This window comes from Kitasatospora sp. NPDC101447 (assembly GCF_044767225.1).
GTDB lineage: Bacteria > Actinomycetota > Actinomycetes > Streptomycetales > Streptomycetaceae > Kitasatospora.
In genome coordinates this window covers 105,398-124,868 of the sequence record NZ_JBIWNL010000021.1, presented here as the reverse complement: position 1 = coordinate 124,868, position 19,471 = coordinate 105,398, and the positions used below count along the sequence as shown (strand labels likewise).

The following is a 19,471-nucleotide window of genomic DNA, read 5'->3' as shown; positions in this document are numbered from 1 at the left end:
TGGCCGCTTCCCCCGCTCCCCCGAGCACGGCCGTGACCAGCTTCACCGGAAAGGCACGTCTCATGGCTGAGCGCCGCGTCACCATCGGTTGGGCCGAGGGCCTGCACGCCCGTCCCGCCTCCGTCTTCGTCCGGGCCGTCACGGCCACCGGCGTGCCGATCACCATCGCCAAGCCCGGCGGCAACCCGGTCAACGCCGCCTCCATGCTCGGCCTCCTCGCCCTGGGCGCCCAGGGCGGCGACGAGGTCGTCCTGGCCTCCGACGCCGCGAACGCCGACGACGCGCTCGACCGCCTCGCCAAGCTCGTCCAGGAAGGCCTCGACGAGCTCCCCGCCGCGGCCTGAGGCCTCACGGAAGCGCCCGATCGGGGTGTCGCCGGATTCCGGCGGCACCCCGATCTGCTGTGGTCGGCCCTGGTCAGCCCTTGACGCAGACGACCTGCTTGAGGTGTGCGACCACCTCGACGAGGTCCTTCTGCTGCTCGATGACCTTCTCGATGTTCTTGTAGGCGCCCGGGATCTCGTCCACCACGCCGCTGTCCTTGCGGCACTCCACGCCCGCCGTCTGCTCGGCCAGGTCACGCGTGGTGAACCGCTTCTTCGCCGCGTTGCGGCTCATCTTGCGGCCGGCGCCGTGCGAGGCCGAGTTGAACGCCGCCTCGTTGCCCAGGCCGCGCACGATGTAGGAGCCCGTCCCCATCGACCCCGGGATGATCCCGAGGTCGCCGGAGCCCGCCCGGATCGCGCCCTTGCGGGTCACCAGCAGGTCGACGCCGTCGTACCGCTCCTCCGCCACGTAGTTGTGGTGGCAGCTGATCACCTCGTCGAAGGTGACCTCGGCCTTGGCGAACTCCCGCCGGACGACGTCCTGGAAGAGCGCCATCATGACCGCGCGGTTGTGCTTCGCGTACTCCTGCGCCCAGAACAGGTCCTGCCGGTAGGCACCCATCTCCGGGGTCTTCGCGAGGAAGACCGCGAGGTCCTGGTCGATCAGGCCCTGGTTGTGCGGCAGCGAGCGGGCGACGCCCATGTGGTGCTCCGCCAGCTCCTTGCCGATGTTCCGGGAGCCGGAGTGCAGCATCAGCCAGACCGCACCAGTCGTATCGACGCACAATTCGATGAAGTGATTACCTCCGCCGAGCGTCGCCATCTGCTGCATCGCCCGCTCGCGGCGCCACTTGACGTCCTCCGCGATGCCGTCGAAGCGCTGCCAGAAGTCGTCCCAACCGCCGGCCCGGAAGCCCTGGAGCTTCGCCGGGTCGACCGGGTCGGTGTGCAGGCCGCGGCCGACCGGGATGGTCTGCTCGATCTTGTTGCGCAGGCCCGACAGGTCGTCCGGGAGGTCGTCGGCGGTGAGCGAGGTCTTCACCGCGCTCATTCCGCAGCCGATGTCGACGCCGACCGCCGCCGGGCAGACCGCGTCCTTCATGGCGATGACGGAGCCGACCGTCGCGCCCTTGCCCAGGTGGACGTCGGGCATCACGGCGAGGCCGTGCAGCCAGGGCAGGGAGCTGATGTTGCGCAGCTGCTGCAGGGCCTGGCCCTCGACCGTCGCCGGGTCGGTCCACATCCGGATGGGGACCCGGACGCCGGGTACCTCGGTGTACGTCATGGTCGAACGACCTCCATGGGTCGGGTGGTTCACGGGAAAGGGGGTGCCGCGCGAAGGGATCCCGGCGTGGCTCGGGGAAGTTCAGGGGCTGGGCTCAGACGCCCAGGGCGGCGGGACGGGGGGAGTACGGCCCTGGGGAGCGTCGTCGTATGGTTCGCTCGACCCGCATAGTGACCGCCTCCCTTCGTTCGTCCCGATCCGCGTTCGCACGTGCTGTGCGTCGGGGAACATCTATCCACGGAACCGACAGGGCCCGCAAGGCATTTAAAGACGCGTCCGGCCCGGCGGAGCGGGTGCTCCACCGGGCCGGTCCGACGATGCGATCGACCGGTCAGCTGACGACCGTGACCTCGCCGATGCCGAGCGCCCGCACGTCGTCGGCGATCGCCGCCGCGTCGCCGACCAGCACGGTGACCAGGCGGTCCGGCGGGAAGGCCGCGACGACCGCCTCGGTGGCGGCGGCGGTGGGCAGTTCGGCGAGCTTCCGGTAGACCTCGGCCTGGTAGTCGTCCGCCAGGTACTGCTCGACCTGGTCGGCCAGGGTGCCGGCGACCGAGCCCGCGGTCTCGTACTTCAGCGGGGCCACCCCGACCAGGAACTGCACGGCCTCGTCGCGCTCGGCGTCGGTGAGGCCCTCGGCGGCGAGGGTGCGCAGGATGGTCCAGGTGTCGGCGAGCGCCGGGGCGGTGGAGGCGGTGTCCACCGAGCCGCTGATCGCGAGGAGCGAGCGCCCGCTGCCGTCGGCGGAGGAGCGCAGCGGCTGGGCGAAGGAGCGGACGCCGTAGGTGTAGCCCTTCTCCTCGCGCAGGACGCGGTCGAGGCGGGAGGTGAGGGTGCCGCCCAGGCAGTAGGTGCCGAGGGTCTGGGCCGCCCAGACCGGGTCGTGGCGGTCGGGCCCGATCCGGCCGACGAGCAGCTGGGTCTGGACGGAGCCGGGGCGGTCCACGATGACGACGCGGCCGTGGTCGTCGCCGGTGACCGGGGCGTGCACGGAGGCGTCGGCGGCCGAGCCGGTCCAGGTGCCGAGGGTGCTCTCCAGGAGGGCGGGCAGGTCGACGCCGGTGAGGTCGCCGACCACGACGACGGTGCTGGTCGCGGGGCGCACGTGGGCGTCGTAGAAGGCCTTGACGGCGGCGCGGTCGATCGACTTGACGGTGTCGGCGGTGCCGGCGCGGGGCCGGGAGAGCCGGTCGGCGGCGTCGAAGAGCTCGGCGTAGAGGGCCTTGGCGGCGCGCCGGGCGGGGTTGGCCTGCTCGTGGACGATCTCGTCGAGGCGGTTGGCGACCAGGCGCTCGATCTCGGCCTCGGGCAGCGCGGGGGCGCGCAGGGCGTCGGCGAGCAGGGAGAGGCCGCGCTGGAGCCGGGAGGCCGGCACCTCCAGGGAGACCCGGATGCACGGGTGGTCGGCGTGTGCGTCCAGGGTGGCGCCGGCCCGTTCGAGCTCGCCGGCGAACTCCTCGGCGCTGAGGGTGTCGGTGCCCTCGTTGAGGGCGCGGGCGAGGATCGCGGCGATGCCGTCGAGGCCCTCGGGCTCGGCGGCGAGCGGGGCGTCGACGAGGACCTCGACGGCGACCAGCTGCTGGCCGGGCCGGTGGCAGTGCAGGACGGTGATCCCGTTGCCGAGGGCGGCCCGCTCGGGGGCGGGGAAGGCCCACGGGCTGGGGGTGCCGGGCTGCGGCTGGGGGTGGAAGGTCATGGCGGGGACGTAGTCGGTGCTCATACGGCGGCACCCTCCTCTTCGGAAGCGTCGGAGTCGGTGTCGGAGTCGGCGTCGGCGGTCGGCTCGTAGACGAGGACGGCCCGGTTGTCGGGGTGGATCCGGGCCTTGGCGACGGCCTGGACCTCCTCGGCGGTGACGTCGAGGACCTTGGGGAGGGCGTCGTTGAGCAGCTTGGGGTCGCCGAACAGGACGGCGTAGCGGCAGAGTTCGTCGGCGCGGCCGGCGACGGTGGTCAGCCGGTCCAGCCACTCGCGCTCGATCTGGGCCTGGGCGCGCTCCAGTTCCTCGGGCGTGGGGCCCTCGGCGGCGAAGCGGGCGAGCTCCTCGTCGACGGCGGCGTCGATCTGCGCGATGGTGGCGTCGCCGGAGGTCTTCACGTCGAGCCAGCCGAGGCTGGGGGCGCCGGCCAGGCGCAGCAGGCCGAAGCCGGCGGCGACGGCGGTGCGGTCGCGGCGGACGAGCCGGTTGTAGAGGCGGCTGGACTCGCCGCTGCCGAGGATGGTGAGGGCGAGGTCGGCGGCGTCGGCCTCGCGGGTGCCGTCGTGCGGGAGGCGGTAGGCGGCCATCAGCGCGCGGGAGGGGACGTCCTCGTGGATCTCCTCGCGGAGCTCGCGGCCGATGGTGTCGGGGAGTTCGCCGGAGCGCGGGGGCTGCTTGCCGTCGTGGGCGGGGATGGAGCCGAAGTACTTCTCGACCCAGGCGATGGTCTGCTCGGGGTCGATGTCGCCGACGACGGACAGGACGGCGTTGTTCGGCGCGTAGTAGGTGCGGAAGAACGTCCGGGCGTCCTCCAGCGTGGCCGCGTCGAGGTCCGCCATGGAGCCGATGGGCGTGTGGTGGTACGGGTGGCCGTCGGGGAAGGAGAGCGCGGTGAGCTTCTCGAAGGCGGTGCCGTACGGGACGTTGTCGTAGCGCTGGCGGCGCTCGTTCTTGACGACGTCGCGCTGGTTCTCCATGGACGTGTCGTCGAGTGCGGCGAGCAGCGAGCCCATGCGGTCGGCCTCCAGCCAGAGGGCGAGCTCCAGCTGGTGGGTGGGCATGGTCTCGAAGTAGTTGGTGCGCTCGAAGCTGGTGGTGCCGTTGAGCGAGCCGCCGGCGCCCTGGACCAGTTCGAAGTGGCCGTTGTTGGAGACGTTGGCGGAGCCCTGGAACATCAGGTGCTCGAAGAGGTGGGCGAGGCCGGTGCGGCCCTTGACCTCGTGGCGGGAGCCCACGTCGTACCAGAGGCAGACGGCGGCGACCGGGGTGAGGTGGTCCTCGGAGAGGACGACGCGCAGGCCGTTGGCCAGGCGGTGCTCGGTGATGGCGATGCCTCGGCTGGAGGCGGGGGCCGGGTTGGCCATGCGCTCGGGTCCTTCCCGTCGTCGATGTCGGGGGTTCGTGTGGCGTCCCCCATTGTGGTGCAACGTTCGGGAGCCGCGTTCGTGTCCGCGCGGACCGGGTCGTTCGCCAGGGGCGGAAGAGGGCCGCTGACCGGGAGTGTCGGCGGGAGGGTCCACAATGGGGGCGCCGCGCCCTGTCGACCACGCCCGGTTGACGGGGTCAGGCGACGGGACGGCACCGATCGGCAGCCGACCGACCGACACACTGCCAGCGACACGTAAGGGAGCCCCGCCGCGATGGCCCGCCGCAGTTCGCAGACCCCGCCGCCCGGAGACTTCGAGGAGCGGATCCTCGATGTCGACGTCGTGGACGAGATGCAGGGCTCCTTCCTGGAGTACGCCTACTCGGTGATCTACTCGCGTGCGCTGCCCGACGCGCGGGACGGTCTGAAGCCGGTGCACCGCCGGATCCTCTACCAGGCCAACGAGATGGGCCTGCGTCCGGACCGCGCGCACGTGAAGTGCGCCCGCGTGGTGGGCGAGGTGATGGGCCGGCTGCACCCGCACGGTGACGCGTCGATCTACGACTCCGTGGTGCGCATGGCCCAGCCGTTCTCGATGCGGCTGCCGCTGATCGACGGGCACGGCAACTTCGGTTCGCTGGGCAACGACGACCCGCCGGCCGCGATGCGCTACACCGAGTCGCGGCTCACCGCGGCGTCGATGGCGATGGTGGAGTCGATCCACGAGGACACCGTCGACTTCGGTCCGAACTACGACGGCAGCGAGCAGGAGCCGCTGGCGCTGCCGGCCGCTTTCCCGAACCTGCTGGTGAACGGCGCGACGGGCATCGCGGTCGGCATGGCGACGAACATGCCGCCGCACAACCTGTCCGAGGTGGTGGCGGCGGCCCGGCACCTGATCAAGCACCCGAACGCGGACCTGGAAACGCTGATGCGTTTCGTCCCCGGTCCTGACCTGCCGACCGGCGGGCGGATCGTGGGCCTGTCGGGGATCCGGGACGCCTACGAGTCCGGCCGCGGCACGTTCAAGATCCGGGCGACGACGACGGTGGAGGCGGTGACGGCCCGCCGCAAGGGCATCGTGGTCACCGAGCTGCCGTACAACGTCGGCCCGGAGAAGGTCATCTCGAAGATCAAGGACCTGGTCAACGCGAAGAAGCTGCAGGGCATCGCGGACGTCAAGGACCTGACCGACCGCGAGCACGGGCTGCGGCTGGTGATCGAGGTCAAGAACGGCTTCGTGCCGGAGGCACTGCTCGAACAGCTCTACAAGCTGACGCCGATGGAGGAGACCTTCGGCATCAACAACGTGGCGCTGGTGGACGGGCAGCCGCTGACGCTGGGTCTGAAGGAGCTGCTGGAGGTCTACGTCGACCACCGCTTCACCGTGGTGCGCCGGCGCAGCGACTTCCGCCGCCGCAAGCGCGAGGAGCGGCTGCACCTGGTCGAGGGCCTGCTGGTGGCGCTGCTCGACATCGACGAGGTCATCGCGATCATCCGGTCGAGTGACAACGCGCAGCAGGCGAAGGAGCGCCTGATGGAGCGCTTCTCGCTGTCGGAGACGCAGACCGCGTACATCCTGGACACCCCGCTGCGCCGGCTCACCCGCTTCGACCGGGTGGAGCTGGAGCAGGAGAAGGCGAAGCTGACGTCGGAGATCGCGGAGCTGACCGAGATCCTGGAGTCGGACACCAGGCTGCGCAGCGTGGTGTCGTCCGAACTGGGCGCGGTGTCGAAGCAGTTCGGCACGGAGCGGCGGACGGTCCTGCTGGAGGCGGGGGCGGCTCCGTCGGCGGCGCTGGCGGTGCCGCTGGAGGTCGCGGACGACCCGTGCCGGGTGCTGCTGTCGTCGACCGGCCTGCTGGCGCGGACGGCGGACGGGGAGCCGTTCGAGCTGTCGGAGAAGCGTTCGAAGCACGACGTGATCGTGTCGGCGGTGCACGCGACGGCCCGTGCCGACGTGGGCGTGGTGACGTCCGCGGGCCGGGTGCTGCGGCTGCCGGTGATCGACCTGCCCGCGCTGCCGCCGACCCCGTCGCCGAACCTGGCGGGCGGGGCCGCGGTGGGCGAGTTCCTGCGGCTGGAGGCCGGGGAGCGGGTGCTGGCGCTGACCACCTTGGACGAGTCCTCGCCGGGGCTGGCGCTGGGCACCCTGCAGGGCGTGGTGAAGCGGGTGGTGCCCGAGTGGCCGGCGAACAAGGACGAGTTCGAGGTGATCGCCCTCAAGGACGGTGACGTGCTGGTCGGCGCGGTCGAACTGCGCACCGGCGAGGAGGACCTGGTCTTCGTCAGCTCGGACGCGCAGCTGCTGCGCTACCCGGCGGGCCAGGTCCGTCCGCAGGGCCGCCCGGCCGGCGGCATGGCGGGCATCAAGCTCTCCGACGGCGCCCGGGTGCTGTCGTTCACCGCGGTGGATCCGGCCGCGGACGCCGTGGTGGTGTCGGTCGCCACCGCCTCCGGCACGCTCGCGGACGGCGAGCAGACGACCTGGAAGGTCACCCCGTTCGAGCAGTACCCGCGCAAGGGTCGTGCCACCGGCGGTGTCCGCTGCCAGCGCTTCCTGCGCGGCGAGGACGCCCTGGCCTTCGCCTGGGTCGGTGCCGCCCCGGCCCGCGCGGCCTCGGCCAAGGGCGCGCCGGTCGACCTCCCGGAGCGCGACCCGCGCCGCGACGGCTCCGGCACCCCGGTCACCACCCCGATCGCGGTGGTCGCCGGCCCGGCGTGACGTCCCGCCCTGGTGGAGGGGTACCGGATGCTTCCGGTGCCCCTCCGCGCTTTCGTGGCCGCCCGACCGGGGATCCGGGACGGGGCGGTGGCGTCGGCCGGAGCCGTTCGCCGGCGTCGTCCGCGGCGTCCACCCGGAGTCCGCCGCCTCCCGGCCGTCTCCGCGCCGACGCACGACGGGGTGGACGAGCAGGTGGCGCAGCGGTGCCGCAGCGGGTGGTGGCCGTCTCCGGGTGATCGGGACCGGGTGATCGGCTGAGGGTAGCCTTGCCCGAGTGAGCACCTGTGCGACGTTGTCGCGTGAACTTTCGGAGCCGCTGGCCGCGACGGCGGCGGTGGCGAGCACCTGGCTGCTGCTGGAGCAGAACGGGCCGTGGGGTGCGAAGGCGCTGCGCGAGAGCCATCTGGACGCGGCGGTCGGGCGGGCGCTGGAGGAGGCCGCGGCGGGGACGGGCGTACGGGTGGCGCTGGTCCGGCGGCCGGGGCGGCACGCGGACTGCCTGCCCACGGCGCGGCACGAGGTGATCGTGGCGCACACGGTGCCCGGCCGCGGCTGGGTGCGCCGGGCGCAGGTGGCGGACCCGGCGGAGCTGCTGGGCCTGGACTTCTCGGCGCTCGGCGCGGGCGACCACACCGGCTTCGGGGCGGAGCACGTCGGCGGCCCGGTGGCGCTGGTGTGCACCAACGGGCGGCGGGACCGCTGCTGCGCGCTGCTGGGCCGTCCGCTCGCGGCGGAGCTGGCGGCGGCCGGGCACAGCGAGGTGTGGGAGGTGACGCACCTGGGCGGGCACCGCTTCTCCCCGACGATGCTGGTGCTGCCGTACGGCTACGCGTACGGGCGGCTGACGGCGGAGAGCGCCAAGGAGGTGCTGGCGGCGACGGCGTCCGGGCACATGGTGCCGGAGTGGTCGCGGGGCTGCTCGGGCTGGGAGCGTCCGGGCCAGGCCGCCGAGCACGCGGTGCGGCTGACGACCGGTGAGACCGGGGTGGACGCGCTGACGCTCACCCAGCGGCCGGACGGCGCGGGCCGCTGGCTGGTGACGGTGCTGCACCGGGACGGTCGGGCCTGGGAGGTGGACGTGATCGAGTCGGCGAGCGAGCCGCCGCGTCCGGAGAGCTGTGGCAAGGCGGCGGGGACGCCGTCGCGGATGGACGTCCTCAGCGTCCGAGGACTCTGAGGACGCCGAGGCCCCCCGAGGTCTCCGAGGACGCCGAGGTCTCCGAGAGCGCCGCGCCCGTCGGGGGCTCCCGCCACGCCGAGCCCGCCGAGCCCGCCGAGCGCTCCGGAGGGCGCCGACGGAACCGGCTGCGGCCCCGCGCCCGTGGGGGTGAGCGCGGGACCGCGGCGGCACGTGGTCAGCCGGTGGCCTTGCCGACGAACTCCGTGGTGTACGTCCTGGACAGGTCGATCGACCCCTCCTTGCCCTTGACGTCCGGGTGGAACGCCGCGAGCACCGAGAGCACGGTCTTCGGGCCGTCGGCCGGCATCACGCCGTCCGTGGTGAACATCGGCAGCGTCGCCTTGATCGCCGCCGCGTACTGCTCGGCGCCGCCCTGCGCGTAGTCGGCGGGCATCTTCGCGGCGATCTCCTCGGGGGTGTGGGTGGACATCCACTTGAGGGTCTTCACGAAGGCGTTGGCGAGCTTCTGGGTGGTGTCCTTGTTCTTCTCCACCCAGTCGATGTTCATGTACAGCGAGGACGACGGGTACAGCCCGCCGAGCGCCTGGCGCGAGCCCTCGGGGGTGCGCATGTCGTAGAGGACCTTGCCGAGGCCCTTGTCGAGGATGTTGGTGACGGTCGGGTCGGTGGTCATCCCGGCGTCGATGCTGCCCTGTTGGAGGGCGGCGATGAAGGTCTGGCCGGCGCCGACCGCGATCGGGCTGAACTCGCTCACGGCCGTGCCGTTCTTGACCGCGAGGTACTTGGTGAGGAAGTCGGTCGAGGAGCCGATGCTGGTGACGCCCAGCTTCTTGCCCTTGAAGTCGGCGCCGGACCTGACGGCGTCGGCCTGCTTGGCGGAGACCACCTCGACCTCGCCGGGCGCCTGGGCGAACTGCACGACGGACTCGACGTTCTTGCCCTTGGCCTGCAGGTCGATGGTGTGGTCGTAGAAGCCGACGGCGCCCTGGACGTCCCCGGCGAGCAGGGCGGTGGTGGCGTTGACGCCGGCGGGCTCGGTCATCAGCTCGACGTTGACGCCGGCCTCGGCGAAGAAGCCGAGCCGCTGGGTGAGCATCGCGGGCAGGTAGATGACCTTGTCCAGGCCGCCGACCATGATCTTGACCTTGGGCCCGTCGACCTGCTGCCCGGCCGGGGCGGCGACCGCCCCGTGCCCGGCGGTGGCGGCGTCGTTGGCGCAGGCGGAGAGCGGGAGGAGCAGGGCGGTGGCGAGGACGGCGGCAGCGGCTCTGCCAGTGGAGTTCGGGCGCATGGGTGGGGGGTGCCTCTCTCTTCTTGCCGGCAGGGGGGGTCAGCGGCCGTCGCCCGCGTCGGCGGGCTTCCAGCGGAACAGCTTCTTCTCGGCGAAGGTCAGCAGCCCCTCGGTGAGCAGCGCGACGACGGCGAGGATGGTCATGGCGGCGTACACGCCGGCCGCGTTGAAGGTGCCCTGGGCGGCCGCGACGAGCAGGCCGAGCCCCTTGGTCGCACCGATGTACTCGCCGACGATGGCGCCGATCAGCGCGAAGCCGAAGCTGACGTGCAGGCTGGTGAAGATCCAGGTGGTGGCGGCGGGGATGACCACCTGGAGGGTGACCCTGCGGTTGTCGGCGCCCAGGATGCGGGCGTTGGCGACGAGGTTGCGGTCCACCTCGCGGGCGCCCTGGAAGGCGTTGAAGAACACCGGGAAGAACACCAGCACCACGGCGGAGGCGACCTTGGAGGCCGGGCCGAGGCCGAACCAGATCAGGAAGATCGGCGCGAGCACGATCCGCGGGATCGCGTTGAGCACCTTGACGTACGGCCCGAACACGTCGGCCAGGAAGCGGATCCGGCCGAGTGCGATGCCCAGCAGCACCCCGCCGACGACGCCGATCACCCAGCCGGTGAGGGCCTCGTAGAGGGTGTAGCCGATCTGCTCGCCGAGCGAGCCCTGCGCGGTGCCGTGGGTGATCCACTGCCAGATCTGGTCCCAGATCCTCGACGGCTGCGAGAAGTTGAACGGGTCGATGACGCCCGTCCGGGCGCAGACCTCCCAGAGGCCGAGGAAGGCGGCGAGGACCGCACCCCTGGCGGCGTGCACTCCCAACTTCCGGTTGCGGGCGGCCCGTTCGCGGGCCTCGGTTCTCGTCGTGACGGCCGGGGGCTTCCCGGCGGCGGACGACGCGGTCTCGGACGCGCTCTCGGGCGCGGTATCAAGCGGCACGACCCGCTCCTCTCTCCCGGGTGATGCGCACCTCTTCGCCGAGCGAGGCCCAGATCTCGCGGTACAGCTCGACGAACCTCGGTTCCAGCCGGACGGCCTCCACGGTGCGCGGTCGCGGCAGGTCGACGGTGAAGACCTCCTTGACGGTGGCCGGTCCGGCGGTCATGACGACGACCCGGTCGGCGAGCGCGATGGCCTCGTCCAGGTCGTGGGTGACGAAGACGACCGACGAGCCCGTGCCGGCCCACAGCTCCAACAGCTGGTCCGACATGAGGGCGCGGGTCTGCACGTCCAGCGCCGAGAACGGCTCGTCCATCAGCAGGATCGCCGGGTCATTGACGAAGGTCTGGGCGAGCGCGACGCGCTTGCGCATGCCGCCGGACAGCTGGTGCGGGTAGCGGTCCTCGAAGGCGGCCAGGCCGACCCGGCCGAGCCAGTCCCGGGCCCGCTCCCTGGCCTCGGCGGCCGGCACGCCGCGGAAGCGCGGACCGGCCATGACGTTGGACAGGACGGTGCGCCAGGGGAAGACGGCGTCCTGCTGGAAGACGAACCCGACCTTCGGGTCGATCCCGCCGACGGGCTCGCCGTACACCCGGACCTCGCCCTCGGTGGGCTCCTCCAGACCGCTGACCAGGGTCAGCGTGGTCGACTTGCCGCAGCCGGTGGGGCCCACGACGGCGACGAACTCGCCCTGGGCGACGGTCAGATCGAGATCGCGGACGGCGGTGTGCAGGGCCCCGGACGGGGTGCGGAACCGTTTGGTCGCGCCGGTCAGCTCGATCGCCGGGGTTGTGCTCATTCGTTCCTCCCGGGTCAGTGCTTGCCCCGGAAAGGTAGGAGCGGCCCCGGCCCCGGCGGGAGCCTTCTTCGCGTAGTGCGACTTCTCCGCATTGAGGGGTGTTCTGCTCGTTTTGCTTCCGCTACAACTGCGGGGACGCGGCTGACAGAAACCCGCCCGAAACGTAGGGTGTCCCGACCCCCACCCGCGGACGCCCCCGGCTCCTCCCGAGCTCACGGCCCCGCCCGAGAACCGTCCCGCTCCCCCACGGGACCGAACGCCCCCGAACCACCCGCCCCCGGAACCACCCGCACCCCCGCGGAACCGCCCGAAGCCGCCGAGAGGAGGCCCGGATGAAACTCCCCCACTGGCCCCGCCGGGTCTTCGCGCAGCTGCTGCTGAGCCAGACCGTCGTCACCGTCGGTGTCACCGCCGTGACCGCAGGGCTGTTCCTGGCCCCGGTCAGCAGCGAGCTGGACCACGACGCGATGCAGCGGGCGCTGTCGATCGCCCAGGCCACCGCGACCGACGAGACGATCGCGCGGGCCGCCGACGCCCGCGACGTGGTCACCGCGCAGCGCAACGCCGAGCAGATCCGCCTGGCCACCGGCGCCAGCTTCGTGGTGGTCACCGACCTGGACGGGATCCGGCTCTCGCACACCGACCCGGGCCGGATCGGCCACCGGGTCAGCACCGACCCGGAGCCCGCGCTGGCCGGCCGCAGCGTCACCGCGATCCAGGAGGGCACCCTGGGCCGCACCGCGCGCGGCAAGGTGCCGCTGCGGATGTCGGACGGCCGGATCGTCGGCGAGGTGTCGGTGGGCATCAGCGACGACTCGATCCGCCGCCGGCTGCTGAAGATGCTCACCGGGATCCTGCTGTGCGCGGGCGCCGGCCTGGCCGCCGGTACGGTCGCCACGCTCGCCCTGGCCCGACGGCTCAAGCGCCGCACCCACAACATCGCGCTGGCCGACATCTCCGCCCTCCTCGTGGAGCGGGAGGCGATGCTGCACGGCATCCGCGAGGGCATGCTCGCGCTGGACGAGCGCGGCCGGATCCGGCTGGCCAACGACGAGGCGGTCCGGCTGCTCGGTCTGCCCGGGGACTGCACCGGCCGCCCGATCGCCGAGGTGCTGCCGCCGGGCCGGCTGACCGACGTGCTGACCGGGCGGATCACCGGCGCCGACCTGCCGGCCGTCCGGGACGACCGCGTGCTCGTGGTGAACCGGATGGCGACCGCCGCGGAGCTCGGCGGCCGGCCCGTGGGCGGCGCGGTGGTCACGCTGCGCGACCGCACCGAGCTGGAGTCGCTGGTCCGCGAGCTGGACACCACCCGCAGCCTCACCGAGGCGCTGCGCGCCCAGGACCACGAGCACGCCAACCGGATGCACACCCTGCTGGGCCTGCTGGAACTGGGCCGCCACGAGCAGGCGGTGGCCTTCATCTCGGAGCAGTCCGGCTCGCACGCCGTGGTCGCCGCGCGGATCGCCGAACAGGTGCAGGACCCGCACGTCGCGGCGCTGCTGGCGGGCAAGACGGCGGTGGCGGGCGAGCGCGGGATCCGCCTGGCACTGGCCCCGGCCGCGCACCTGCCGGACGCGGTGGTGGACGCGCGGGCGCTGGTGACGGTACTCGGCAACCTGGTCGACAACGCGGTGGACGCGTTGACGCCCGGAGGGGGCGGCCGGGTGGAGGTGAGCCTCGCGGCGTCCGGCTCCACCCTGCTGCTGCAGGTCGCGGACAGCGGCCCGGGCGTGCCGGAGGAGCTGCGCGAGCGGGTCTTCGAGGAGGGGTGGACCAGCAAGGACGCACCCGCGCACCGTCCGCGCGGGCTGGGACTGGCGATGGTGCGGCGGCTGGTCGAACGGACCGGCGGCCGGATCGTGCTCGACGCAGGGCCGATGGGCGGCGCCCGGTTCACCGTCGAGCTGCCCGAGGCCCTGCTCACCGATCGGCTCGTGGAGGCGTGATGATCGACGTACTCGTGGTGGACGACGACTTCCGGGTCGCCGACGTGCACGCCGCGTACGTGGCCAAGGTGCCGGGCTTCCGGGTCGTCGGCACCGCGCACTCGGCGGGGGAGGCACTGGCCTCGCTGGAGCGCCGGCCGGTGGACCTGCTACTGCTCGACCACCACCTGCCCGACGAGACCGGCCTGGCCCTGGTCCGTCGGCTGCGGGAACGCCAGGTGACCTGCGACGTGATGATGGTGACCGCCGCCCGCGACGTGTCGACGGTGCACGCCGCGATGCAGCACGGTGCGCTGCAGTACCTGGTCAAGCCGTTCACCTTCGCCGGTCTGCGGGACAAGCTGGCGGCGTACGCGCAGCTGCGGCACGCGCTCGCCGCTCCGGCCCGGGAGGCCGGCCAGGACGAGGTGGACAGGCTGTTCGCGACCCTGCGCAGCGCCGCCGCCCCGGCCGGGACGCTGCCCAAGGGGCACTCGGCGCCGACCACCGACCTGGTGCTGGGCGTGCTGCGCGGGGCGGGTCGGCCGCTGTCCGCCCAGGAGGTCGCCGACGCCACCGGGCTGAGCCGCTCCACGGCGCAGCGCTACCTCAAGCAGCTGGAACGGGACAGCCGGCTGCGGCTGACCCTGCGGTACGGCGACACCGGCCGCCCGGAGCACCGCTACGGGCTGGCGGCCCGCGCGTAGCCCCGGCCCGCGGCGCGGCGCCCGGCCCGATCGTGACCTGGCCCTGACCTGGCCCTGACCCTGGTCCGGCCCCGGCCCCGGACATGGCCCCGGACATGGGGGAACCCCGGCGGCCCCAGGCCCGCCGGGGTTCCCCGGGCGCGACGGCTCAGGCCGCGCCCGCACCGGTGAGGGCCCGCACCTCCAGCTCGGCGAACCGGTCCGCGTCGGCGGGCTCGGGCGAGGTGATCGTCCCGATCCAGCCCGCCAGGAAGCCGAGCGGGATGGAGACGATGCCGGGGTTCTCCAGCGGGAACCAGTGGAAGTCGACGCCGGGGAAGAGCGCCACCTTGGTGCCGGAGACCACCGGCGAGAAGAACACCAGCACGATCGCCGGAACCAGCCCGCCGTACACCGACCAGACCGCGCCGCGGGCGGTGAACCGCGACCAGAACAGGCTGTACAGCAGGACGGGCAGGTTGGCGGAGGCGGCGACGGCGAAGGCCAGGCCGACCAGGAAGGCGACGTTCAGCTGCTGGGCGTAGAGGCTGATCACGATCGCCGCCGCGCCGATCCCGCCGGCCGCGAAGCGGGCGACGACGACCTCCTGCTGGTCCCCGGCCCCGGGCCCCGGCTCCCCCGCGGACCGGGACGTCGCGACGCCCTCGGCCGACCTGGTCGCCGGGACGGCCTCGCCCCGCCGCCGGCGCCCCCGGGCGCGCGCTGCCCGGGCCCGGCGCGGCCGGGTGCGCCAGGCCCCGGCCCAGATGTCGTGGGCGAAGGCCGCCGAGGACGCCAGGGTCAGCCCGGCGACCACGGCGAGGATGGTGGCGAAGGCGATCGCCGAGATCAGCGCGAACAGCACCACCCCGCCGGTGCTGCCGTTGCCGCCGCCGAGCACCAGGGCGAGCAGCGGTACGGCGGTGTTGCCGGCCGAGTTGGCGTGCCGCACCTCGGCCGAGCCGACCAGCGCGGTGGCGCCGAGGCCCAGCACGATGGCCATCAGGTAGAAGCCGCCGACCAGGCCGATCGCCCACATCGTGGAGCGGCGCGCGGCGCGCGCGGTGGGCACGGTGTAGAAGCGGGACAGGATGTGCGGCAGGCCGGCCGTACCGAGCACCAGGGCGAGGCCGAGGCTGAAGAAGTCCAGCCGGCTGGTGAAGCTGTGCCCGTACTTGAGCCCGGGTTCCAGGTAGCGGTGCCCGGCGCCGCTGTGCTGCGCGGCCTGGCGCATCAGCTCGCCGAGGTCGCCGTGGAAGCGGACCACCAGCAGCACGGTGAGCAGCACCGAACCGGCGGTGAGCAGGCAGGCCTTGATGATCTGGATCCAGGTGGTGGCCCGCATCCCGCCGATCGTGACGTAGACGATCATCAGGGCGCCGACCGCGATGATCGTCCAGGTCCGGGCGTGCGGGCTGTCGGTGCCGAGCAGCAGGGCGACCAGCGAACCGGCGCCGACCATCTGGGCGACCAGGTAGAGCAGGGTGACGACGACGCTGGCGCCGCCGGCCGCGGCGCGCACCTTGCGGCGGCGCAGCCGCAGTGCGAGCACGTCGGCCAGGGTGTACCGGCCGGCGTTGCGGACGAGTTCGGCGACCAGCATCAGCACCACCAGCCAGGCGACCAGGAAGCCGATGCTGTAGAGCACGCCGTCGTAGCCGTACAGCGCGATCAGCCCGGCGACACCCAGGAAGGACGCGGCGGAGAGGTAGTCGCCGGAGAGCGCGAAGCCGTTCTGCAGCGGGGTGAAGTCGCGGCCGCCGGCGTAGAAGTCCTCGGCGGCGTTGCCCTGGCGGCCGACCCAGAGGGTGATGCCGAGGGTGACCAGGACGACGACGGCGAACAGCACGATCGCGAGCGAGTGGTGGTCGCCGGTGGGGGCGACGGGGGGCGGGGTGGCGGTCGTCAGCACGGTCGTCACCGTGTTCCTCACCGCACCGGTCATCAGGGTCGTCATCACGCTCGTCATCGCAGTTGGTCCTGGGTGTCCCAGCGCAGGCCCAGGGCGGCGCGGTCGCGCTTGGTCCGGGCGTTGCGGGCGTAGAGCCAGGTGAGCAGGAAGGTGGAGGCGAACTGCAGCAGGCCGAGCAGCCAGGCCACGTTGAACGGCCCGGCCACCGGGGTGCGCATCAGGCCGGGGGCGGCCGCCTGGGCGGCGACGTACAGCAGGTACCAGCCGAGGAAGGCCCCGGCGACCGGGAAGACGAACGAGCGGTAGCTGTGGCGGATGGCCTGGAAGGCCGCGCTGGCCTGGACGGCCCGGTAGACCTCGGTGCGGTCGACGGCCTCCGGAGCAGCCGCGGCGGGCGGCCCGTCCCGGTGGACCGGCGGGACGGCGGTCCCGTCGACCGGCGCCGCGGCGGCCCACGGTTCGGGCCCGGCCGCGACCGGGTGCTCCGCACGGGCGGGGGCCGTGTGGGCCGGGGCCGGATGGGTGGGGGCCGTCCGGACGGGCACCGGCTGCGCCGGTACGGCCGTTCGGCGGTGCGCCGCCGACTGCTCGGACGGGAAGCCCGGCGGGATGCCGGACGGAGCCCCCGGCGCGACGCCGGACGGGGCGTCGGCCGGGTCACCGGACGGGGTGTCGGACGGGATGCCGGCGGCCGGAGCGGCCCACCAGTCGAATCGCTGCCCCTGGCCGGGACTGCTCGCCTGTTGCTGTGGCACTGCTGCTCCTGGACGGCCGGACGTTCTGACCCGAACCATGATGCTGGCCCCCGGACAGCCCCTCCGACCATCGCAGATACGTTCACTCGATGAGGTGATCGATCATCCGACAGACACTCATCCGACTACTGCTGCGTACCGGTGATTCCGTGTCGGAACGCGTATGCGACCGCCTGCGCCCGGTCCCGGACGGCGGTCTTGGCGAACAGGTTGTTGATGTGGGTCTTCACCGTGGCCTGGCTGACGAACAGCCGCTGGGCGATCTCGGCGTTGGAGAGCCCCTCCGCGATCAGCGCCAGCACCTCGGCCTCCCGGGCGGTCAGCCCGTCGGGCAGCTCGTCCGGCCGGGCGGCGGGCCGATCGGCCGTCGGCGCGGACCGGCCCTGCTGCTCCGACAGCCTTTCCAGCAGCCGGAGTTGGACCTGCGGGGAGAGCCCGGCCGTGCCCGCCCGGACGTCCGCGATGGCCCGGGCGATCTGTTCGGCTCCGGCGTCCTTGGTGAGGTAGCCGCGCGCGCCGGCCTGCAGGGCCGGGAACAGGGAGTCGTCGTCGGCGTAGGTGGTGAGGACCACCACCTCGGTCTCCGGGTGCGCCGCCCGGATCCGCCGGGTCGCCTCGACGCCGTCGCAGCGCGGCATCCGGAGGTCCATCAGCACCACGTCCGGGTGATGCCGCTCCACCAGGGCGACGGCCTCCTCGCCGTCCCCCGCCGCGCCGACCACCTCGATGCCGGGCAGCAGCCCCAGCAGCATCACGATGCCCTCGCGCACCACCGTCTGGTCGTCCGCCACCAGCACCCTGGTGACCGCCGCCGTCATGCCGGCACCCGCAGCAGCACGCGCCACCCTCCGTCCTCCGGGCCCGCCAGCAGCGTGCCGTCCAGCAGTTCCGCGCGTTCGCGCATTCCCAGCAGACCGTACCCGCCGCCGCTACCGGCCAGCTCACCGGAGGACTCGCCGCGCGGTGGCCGGGTGTTGCGCACCTCCAGCTCCACCACGTCGTCCAGGTAGCGCAGTTCGACCGAGCAGCGGGCGCCCGGCGCGTGCTTGCGGACGTTGGTCACCGCCTCCTGCGCCGTGCGCCGCACCGCCAGCGCGGCCTCGGCGGCCAGCGGTCGGGGCGTACCGGTCACGGTGAGCGGGGCGCGCTCCCGGTCGGCCAGTTCGACCAGGAACTCCCCGACCGGGGTGAGCTCGCCGCGCAGCGCGGACAGCGCCTGCCTGGTCTCGGCCAGGCCGTCCTGCGCCATCCGCCGGGCGGCGACGACCCGTTCGCGGATCTGCTCGCGGTCGGTGTCCCGCTCCAGCATCAGCCGGGCCGCCTCCAGGTGGACGAGCTGCGCGGAGAGGCTGTGCGCGAGCACGTCGTGGATCTCCCGGGCGATCCTGGCCCGTTCGGCGAGCGCCGCGCTCTCCGCCTCGGCCGCCCGGGCGGCCCGCTCCTGGACCAGCAGCCGGCGGGCGGTGCCGCGCGCCTCGATGTCCAGCCGCAGCAGGAAGCCGACCAGTACGGAACCGCCGATGGTGGCGGAGACGCTGAGCCAGCTCGCCGGGGACGCCGCCGTGTAGGAGCCCAGCGCGGCCGCTGCGACGAGCAGCGCGGGCGCGGGCGGCAGCCGGATCAGTGCCGTGACGGCCAGCCCGATCCAGAGGAAGTCGGCCAGCGTGTGGGCCAGCCCCCGGTTGGCGAGCCAGGCGCCGCCGACCAGGGCGGCGGACAGCAGGTACGAGGCCGCCGGGCGCTGTTCCCGGGTGACGCGCAGGAAGAGCGCCCAGAGCGCGGCGGCCGCGACCAGCCCCGCCGCCGCGGCCGCCACCGCCCACCCGGCGTACTTGCCGTCGGAGAAGGTCCCCCAGCCGACGACGACCAGCAGGACGGTCCGGCCGAACGCGGTGAGGACCCGCCGCGGGCGGCTCTCGGCCTCGCGCTCCAGCCCCTCGCGGGACGGCCAGCCGGTCCAGTGCCACCCGGCCACGGGTGCCTCCTCTGTGCTCACGGCGGCCCCGGGGCCCGCCGGCGGTGGATCACTGCGGTCCGTCGACGGGGTCACCGCGCTGCGGCGGTCCGCTCGGCGGGCTCCAGCATCCGGGCCCGCCAGTTCACCACGAGCGAGCGGACCATCAGCATGACCGCCATGCCCAGCATCAGCGAGCTGCCCGACTGGTGGACGTGCAGCGCCGAGCCGATCCCGTAGAGGCCGATCCGGATCGCGATCATCCCACCCCAGGCGGCCATCGTGGCCTTGGTGCCCTTGGCCAGCACGGCGCCGTCGGCATCCCGCCAGAGCCGGACGGTCCAGCCCCAGACCGAGCCCATCGCGAGCACCGTGACCAGTCCTGCGGCCAGCAGGGCCACCGAGAGTCCGGTGTGCCCGTGGTCGATGATCTGCGGATCGCGCAGGGCGAGGACGCCCAGGACCAGTGGCAGCAGCCAGAACCGCCGCTCGGTGTCCAGGCGCTGGACGCGCATCTGCCGCTGGACCACCAGGACCACCACCACCGCGATCACGAGGAGGTTGGCAAGGGCGTTCATGGGAGGTTCTCCGTCCCGACGGAAGGGCTTCTGCTGACCTCTCCGACGCTACGGACCGGCGCCTTCCCGCTGATCGGAGCCGGGGTGGACCTC

At 73.2% G+C, this 19,471-nt stretch carries 16 protein-coding genes; 5 read left to right on the top strand and 11 right to left on the bottom strand.

What is annotated here, in order from left to right; genetic code table 11:
- The first annotated feature begins 62 nt into the window (after window positions 1-62).
- Window positions 63-344: an HPr family phosphocarrier protein gene (locus ACIRST_RS26850; RefSeq protein ID WP_350523327.1), complete on the top strand. Its 282-nt coding sequence runs from the start codon at window positions 63-65 to the stop codon at window positions 342-344.
- 73 nt (window positions 345-417) lie between these two features.
- On the opposite strand, the gene ACIRST_RS26845 is transcribed toward ACIRST_RS26850, so the two are convergent.
- The 3 genes from ACIRST_RS26845 to ACIRST_RS26835 all read right to left on the bottom strand — a co-directional run bounded on the left by ACIRST_RS26845 (window position 418) and on the right by ACIRST_RS26835 (window position 4,674).
- Window positions 418-1,611, bottom strand: a complete 1,194-nt coding sequence (locus tag ACIRST_RS26845; protein ID WP_396549729.1) for an RtcB family protein — start codon at window positions 1,609-1,611, stop codon at window positions 418-420.
- Between the two features lie 331 nt (window positions 1,612-1,942).
- Window positions 1,943-3,307, bottom strand: a complete 1,365-nt coding sequence (locus ACIRST_RS26840) for a M16 family metallopeptidase (protein WP_402804928.1) — start codon at window positions 3,305-3,307, stop codon at window positions 1,943-1,945.
- A 20-nt stretch (window positions 3,308-3,327) separates the two neighbouring features.
- Entirely contained in the window at window positions 3,328-4,674 is a 1,347-nt protein-coding gene (locus tag ACIRST_RS26835) for a M16 family metallopeptidase (protein ID WP_402804907.1), read from the bottom strand.
- Window positions 4,675-4,950: 276 nt separating this feature from the next.
- On the opposite strand from ACIRST_RS26835, the gene ACIRST_RS26830 reads away from it, so the two are divergent.
- Entirely contained in the window at window positions 4,951-7,401 is a 2,451-nt protein-coding gene (locus tag ACIRST_RS26830; RefSeq protein ID WP_402804905.1) for a DNA topoisomerase (ATP-hydrolyzing) subunit A, read from the top strand.
- A 274-nt stretch (window positions 7,402-7,675) separates the two neighbouring features.
- Window positions 7,676-8,578: a sucrase ferredoxin gene (locus ACIRST_RS26825; protein ID WP_402804903.1), complete on the top strand. Its 903-nt coding sequence runs from the start codon at window positions 7,676-7,678 to the stop codon at window positions 8,576-8,578.
- 178 nt (window positions 8,579-8,756) lie between these two features.
- On the opposite strand, the gene ACIRST_RS26820 is transcribed toward ACIRST_RS26825, so the two are convergent.
- Genes ACIRST_RS26820 through ACIRST_RS26810 form a run of 3 tightly spaced genes read right to left on the bottom strand, consistent with a single transcriptional unit; the run spans window position 8,757 to window position 11,565 of the window.
- A complete protein-coding gene (locus ACIRST_RS26820; protein WP_350523333.1) occupies window positions 8,757-9,833 on the bottom strand; it encodes an ABC transporter substrate-binding protein in 1,077 nt (358 codons plus the stop codon).
- 39 nt (window positions 9,834-9,872) lie between these two features.
- Window positions 9,873-10,766 carry an ABC transporter permease gene (locus ACIRST_RS26815; RefSeq protein ID WP_396549722.1) on the bottom strand — a complete coding sequence of 298 codons (894 nt, stop codon included), beginning with the start codon at window positions 10,764-10,766 and terminating at the stop codon, window positions 9,873-9,875.
- On the bottom strand, window positions 10,756-11,565 hold the full coding sequence (locus ACIRST_RS26810) for an ABC transporter ATP-binding protein (RefSeq protein ID WP_350523335.1): 810 nt from the start codon (window positions 11,563-11,565) through the stop codon (window positions 10,756-10,758). The genes ACIRST_RS26815 and ACIRST_RS26810 overlap by 11 nt, the downstream gene beginning before the upstream one ends.
- 332 nt (window positions 11,566-11,897) lie before the next feature.
- Between ACIRST_RS26810 and ACIRST_RS26805 the strand changes: the two genes are divergently transcribed.
- Together ACIRST_RS26805 and ACIRST_RS26800 are read left to right on the top strand one after the other, a co-directional pair.
- Window positions 11,898-13,514: a sensor histidine kinase gene (locus ACIRST_RS26805; protein ID WP_350523336.1), complete on the top strand. Its 1,617-nt coding sequence runs from the start codon at window positions 11,898-11,900 to the stop codon at window positions 13,512-13,514.
- Window positions 13,514-14,200 (top strand): response regulator, encoded by a 687-nt coding sequence (locus tag ACIRST_RS26800; protein WP_396549718.1) that lies wholly within the window; start codon window positions 13,514-13,516, stop codon window positions 14,198-14,200. The genes ACIRST_RS26805 and ACIRST_RS26800 overlap by 1 nt, the downstream gene beginning before the upstream one ends.
- Before the next feature lie 148 nt (window positions 14,201-14,348).
- On the opposite strand, the gene ACIRST_RS26795 is transcribed toward ACIRST_RS26800, so the two are convergent.
- From ACIRST_RS26795 to ACIRST_RS26775, 5 genes are all read right to left on the bottom strand, one after another.
- Window positions 14,349-16,148 carry a cation acetate symporter gene (locus ACIRST_RS26795; protein ID WP_402804899.1) on the bottom strand — a complete coding sequence of 600 codons (1,800 nt, stop codon included), beginning with the start codon at window positions 16,146-16,148 and terminating at the stop codon, window positions 14,349-14,351.
- Window positions 16,145-16,846 (bottom strand): DUF485 domain-containing protein, encoded by a 702-nt coding sequence (locus ACIRST_RS26790; protein WP_402804897.1) that lies wholly within the window; start codon window positions 16,844-16,846, stop codon window positions 16,145-16,147. The genes ACIRST_RS26795 and ACIRST_RS26790 overlap by 4 nt, the downstream gene beginning before the upstream one ends.
- A 125-nt stretch (window positions 16,847-16,971) precedes the next feature.
- Entirely contained in the window at window positions 16,972-17,664 is a 693-nt protein-coding gene (locus ACIRST_RS26785; protein WP_402804895.1) for a response regulator, read from the bottom strand.
- Window positions 17,661-18,821 carry a histidine kinase gene (locus ACIRST_RS26780; RefSeq protein WP_350523340.1) on the bottom strand — a complete coding sequence of 387 codons (1,161 nt, stop codon included), beginning with the start codon at window positions 18,819-18,821 and terminating at the stop codon, window positions 17,661-17,663. Before ACIRST_RS26780 ends, ACIRST_RS26785 begins: the two co-directional genes overlap by 4 nt.
- A gap of 71 nt (window positions 18,822-18,892) precedes the next feature.
- A complete protein-coding gene (locus ACIRST_RS26775; RefSeq protein WP_350523341.1) occupies window positions 18,893-19,378 on the bottom strand; it encodes a DUF1453 domain-containing protein in 486 nt (161 codons plus the stop codon).
- Window positions 19,379-19,471: the final 93 nt, after the last annotated feature.